Raw genomic sequence first — 4,763 nt, forward strand, 5'->3', positions numbered from 1 at the left:
ATGGTGCGGGATGAAGGAATGACTGCACTATCGGGCAATATCAGATATTCCAATGTGGCCCAAAGCGCTGCGGTTTCCATTTCAATCCTCAGTTTTTCTATACGCGTAGCAATTTCCATTTTTCGGGCATCAAGCACTGCCACTAACTTGCCTTTACCGCCACGATATTCGGCCACTACTGCATTAGTGCGCTGGTTAGCAAGGGGAATCAAAGCGGTTTCATAGTCGCTGAGTCGGACTAAATTACTTTTCCAGGTATCGAGCCAACGCGCTGTCTCAGCAATATGCTCCCGGGTCATTTCTTCGCGTTCTGCTCGCACCTGGTCCGCTTGGGCCAATTTGGCAGCTACTACTCGATCCTGGCGGCTCTCCTGATTCCATTGCAGCGGCACGCTGACACCAATCGAAATCATGTCCGAAAAACCTGAACTTCGTTCGCCATACATTACCGACCAAGTCCAATCAGAGTTTTTCTCTTGACTTGCGGCCTTGGCTTCAGCCATTGCAACCGCTTCCTCAGCCCTCATTACAGCAATATCTGGATGTTCATTTACCTGATGATATAAATGCTGAGTGTCGAGCGAAGACTCCGAAATGTCCGGCGCTATACCTAAAGATGTGTGATCAGTATTCCCGACCCAACGCGCCAGCGTCGTTTTGGCATTATCAAGGCGCGCTTGAGCTTGATAAATTCGATCTTGGATTTCAGCCACAGTCGTTTTGGCCAGAAAAATATCGGATTGTGGTCCGGTGCTTCCACGATAGGCAGCTTGGGCAGCCTGAACTTGTAAGCTTGCCTCTTGCTGCTCGCGTGTTAATAACAACACCATTTGCTGCTGGTAATAAACATCAAACCAAGCTACTGCAGTATTTTGGCGTATTTCAGTAAGTGTCAGTGCTTTCGTTATCTGCGCCTTATCTGCTTTACGTTCAAATACTTTGGCACGGGCATCACGCTTGGCTTCACGGGTATATGTCTGAGAAATACCAATATTGCGAGAGGTCATGAAATCTTCCGTAAGGCTATAAGCCATGGGACCATTGACTGGCAGGTTATTAACAGATAACTCCAGCATTGGATCAGGAAGTTGTCCGGCTTCAATGGCCAGCTCTTGGGAGGCTTGCGATGAAGCATCTTGCGCCAACAAGGCGTGAGAGCGTTGCTCAGCAAGTTGCAATGCATTCTCAAGGCTTAGTGGCTCAGATGAAACTTGTGGTTGCGCCATGACTGCAGTTGCAAAACTGGCAGTCAATAATGCAATAAAGCCTAGCCAGTGAATTCGCCAGATTGGTGGCGAATAACTTTTGAGCACAATGGCTCTGATAAATAGGTTTGACATAAGCTGGATCCGATGAATTCAATGGCGTTGCAGCAAATGCAACGCAAATGTTTCAAGCATGGAATTAAGTTGCAGCTTGAAACACTACGGGAATAATGGGATCAGCTTAAGGTTGGCGGGCGCCAGAGATCAGTAGGCGCCAAGGTAGGCACAAACGGTATACTCGCTCGTGCCAAAAGCCTATCAGTGGAAACGAAGTTCCATGATGGAACAGAGAAAAAGAGAACTACATTAGAGATGCTGCAATCTTGATCTGCTTTACAGGATTCGCCTGTTTTAGCGGCCGTCGCGGCATCATTACAGCAGTCTGGCATATCGGCATGATCCATATTACTCATGCTGTCGCCTTGCTCCATAGGGCAATTCATCTCATGGCTCTGCGCATAGCTAACATTGGCGAAAACCAACGAAAAACAAAGCAGTAAAAGACTTACTATGCGCATTGTTGCAATGATACTTTTATATATTTTGAAAGCAAGTTTGACCTAAAGACTTTAATTTAAGTTTCGAGCAATAACTGGTCATAAAAACCAATCTGAGCTATTTTTTATAATTTAACAAGCCGCAACCTCAGCGCATTCGTGATGACGCTTACAGATGAAAGTGACATAGCAGCCGCTGCAAAGATTGGTGACAGCAGTATGCCAAAAAACGGATATAAAATCCCAGCGGCAATCGGCACCCCGGCAGTGTTGTAAATAAAAGCAAAAAACAGATTTTGTCTGATATTGCGCATAGTCGCTAATGATAACCGGCGGGCTTCGACAATGCCCATCAAGTCACCGCGTAGCAACGTAATACCGGCACTTTCAATAGCCACATCGGTGCCAGTGCCCATGGCAATACCAACATCGGCCGTTGCCAGGGCAGGTGCATCATTTACCCCGTCGCCAGCCATCACCACAATCCGGCCTTCGTCTTTCAGGCGCTGAATAATCTTGCCTTTATCTTCCGGCAGGACTTCTGCTTCTACTTCATCAATATTCAGCTTACGGGCAACTGCTTCAGCCGAGGTACGATTATCACCGGTCAGCATAACAACGCGTATACCCTCTTTTTGCAGCGCCAAAATAGCCGCTTGAGTGGTTTCTTTAACCGGATCAGCAATAGCAAGTAAGCCAGCGACTTTGCCAGCCACTGCTGCAAAAATCACGGTAGCCCCATCCCTGCGAAGCGTATCAGCTTCATTTTCAAAGTCTGCAGTATCAACTGCTTCTGCCTCCATAAGCATACGATTACCCAATAAAACCCGCTGGCCATCAATCGAACCGGTGACCCCTTTACCGTTAGGGGAATCAAAATCTTCGGCATCGGGCAGCTTAAGATTCATTACCCTGGCTTTTTCCAAAATAGCATGGGCCAACGGATGCTCACTGCCTTTTTCGAGGCCTCCTGCATAACGCATCAGGTCTGCTTCGCTGAGTCCATTAGCTGTGACTAGCTTGGTGACCTGTGGTTTGCCTTCAGTCAGTGTGCCGGTTTTATCTACTACAACAGTATCGATCTTTTCCATACGCTCTAGGGCTTCGGCATCCCGGATCAACACACCGCTTTGAGCACCCCGACCGACACCCACCATGATCGACATGGGCGTTGCCAAGCCGAGCGCACACGGGCAGGCAATAATTAATACGCTAACCGCTGCAATCAGCCCAAAAGCCATCGGCGGCGCTGGACCGAAAAATGACCAAACGATAAAGGCGATAACGGCTATGACGATGACGACCGGGACAAACCAACCCGCCACTTTGTCTGCCAGTCCCTGGATAGGTGCGCGACTCCGCTGTGCGTTAGCCACCATTTGTACAATCTGAGACAGCATAGTATCCCGGCCAACCTTGTCGGCTCGCATAATAAAGCTGCCTTGCTGATTAATACTGCCACCGATGACTTGATCGCCAGACGTCTTACTGACCGCCAATGGCTCACCCGTCACCAGCGACTCATCGACATTGGAGTTACCCTCAAGCACCTCACCATCCAATGGTACCTTGTCCCCCGGACGTACCCGAAGGCGATCACCAACCTTGACCTCGTCAAGCGATACATCGGACTCACCACCGTTATCGTCCAACTTCCTGGCTGTCGCGGGTGCCAGATCAAGTAAAGCCTTAATAGCGCCTGAAGTCTTCTCCCGCGCTCTCAATTCCAGTACCTGCCCGAGCAATACCAATACCACGATCACTGCAGCTGCCTCGAAATATACAGCAACAGAACCATCCGCCTGACGGAAGGCATCAGGGAAAATCTGCGGCATCAGGGTTGCCACCAGACTGTAGATAAGCGCCACGCCAGTACCGATGGAAATCAGCGTAAACATGTTCAGGTTTCGGCTCACTATAGATTTCCATCCCCTGACGAAGAAAGGCCAACCGCACCAAACGACTACTGGTGTTGCCAGAACTAATTGAATCCAATTGGACATTTGAGGCGGCACGATATGATCAAGCCCGGTCAGATGCCCTCCCATTTCTAGTATCAACACTGGCAATGCCAGTATCAAACCGATCCAGAATCGGCGGGTCATATCCCTTAGTTCTTCAGAAGGTCCATCATTCAAACTGACTTGCTCAGGTTCCAATCCCATACCACAAATGGGACAATCGCCAGGCTTTGGCTGGCGGATTTCGGGGTGCATCGGACAAGTGTACATAGTGCCCGGCGTTACCGGGGCTTGCGTCTTTTGCTTATCATCGAGGTATTCTTCTGGGTTTTCGTCAAACTTGGATTTACAGCGTGAAGAGCAAAAATACCAGGTTTGATCATCATGCTGACTTTGGTGCTGTGCAGTTTGAGGCTCCACGGACATGCCGCAGACAGGATCTTTGACCTTATGCTCTTCGTGAACTTGGTTGCCATGTCTATGGACATGTTGATGTTCAGTCATCTTGGTTTCTCATTTTGTCTGTAGTCCAGCTCGAAAACGCAATAAAATAGAGTAATACAAGATTGGCGATTGGAATAAGTATTTGAACACCCAACCAACCCGGATAACCCGTGCGCTGACAAATTCGCCAGACAGGGATCACAACAACGATTGCGAACATCAACATCCAAAGCCAATGCCCTGCCCACATATTATTAGTCATCATGGTACTGCCCTCCACGTCAAATATTGTCATTAATGGTGATGATGGGATTCCTGATTACCGGGCTGCTCGGATGCAGCGGATCTTTTCAGGAAAATCTGCTCAGCAACTGCGATAACAATCATCGTAACAACCGCCACACCAATCACAAACGGATCAGTATTCAGCTTAACCCAGACAAAACCACCCAATGCCAGTAAATCCAGCAGAATGGCTGTCGCTGGCACCCATCGATTAGCTTTTATGTCTTCACGCAGATAGCGAAGAACGCCCCAATGAATGGCAATGTCCATAATCAGGTAAAACACGATACCAAGCGCGGCAATCCGGGACA

Annotated in this window: 3 protein-coding genes and 1 pseudogene; all 4 read right to left on the reverse strand. The window is 48.6% G+C overall.

Annotated features, from left to right (window positions below; genetic code table 11):
* The coding region (locus B3M51_RS01795; RefSeq protein ID WP_292756426.1) for a TolC family protein at positions 1-1,340 on the reverse strand (1,340 nt) is incomplete at its 3' end.
* Positions 1,341-1,887: 547 nt separating this feature from the next.
* Positions 1,888-4,227 carry a heavy metal translocating P-type ATPase gene (locus B3M51_RS01800; RefSeq protein WP_292398304.1) on the reverse strand — a complete coding sequence of 780 codons (2,340 nt, stop codon included), beginning with the start codon at positions 4,225-4,227 and terminating at the stop codon, positions 1,888-1,890.
* Positions 4,220-4,432 (reverse strand): hypothetical protein, encoded by a 213-nt coding sequence (locus B3M51_RS01805; protein ID WP_292398301.1) that lies wholly within the window; start codon positions 4,430-4,432, stop codon positions 4,220-4,222. The genes B3M51_RS01800 and B3M51_RS01805 overlap by 8 nt, the downstream gene beginning before the upstream one ends.
* Positions 4,433-4,461: 29 nt before the next feature.
* Positions 4,462-4,763 (reverse strand): annotated as a pseudogene (locus B3M51_RS01810) (amino acid permease); the annotation flags it as partial.

The sequence above is a fragment of the Methylophaga sp. UBA2689 genome (assembly GCA_002354555.1).
Classification (GTDB): Bacteria; Pseudomonadota; Gammaproteobacteria; order Nitrosococcales; family Methylophagaceae; genus Methylophaga.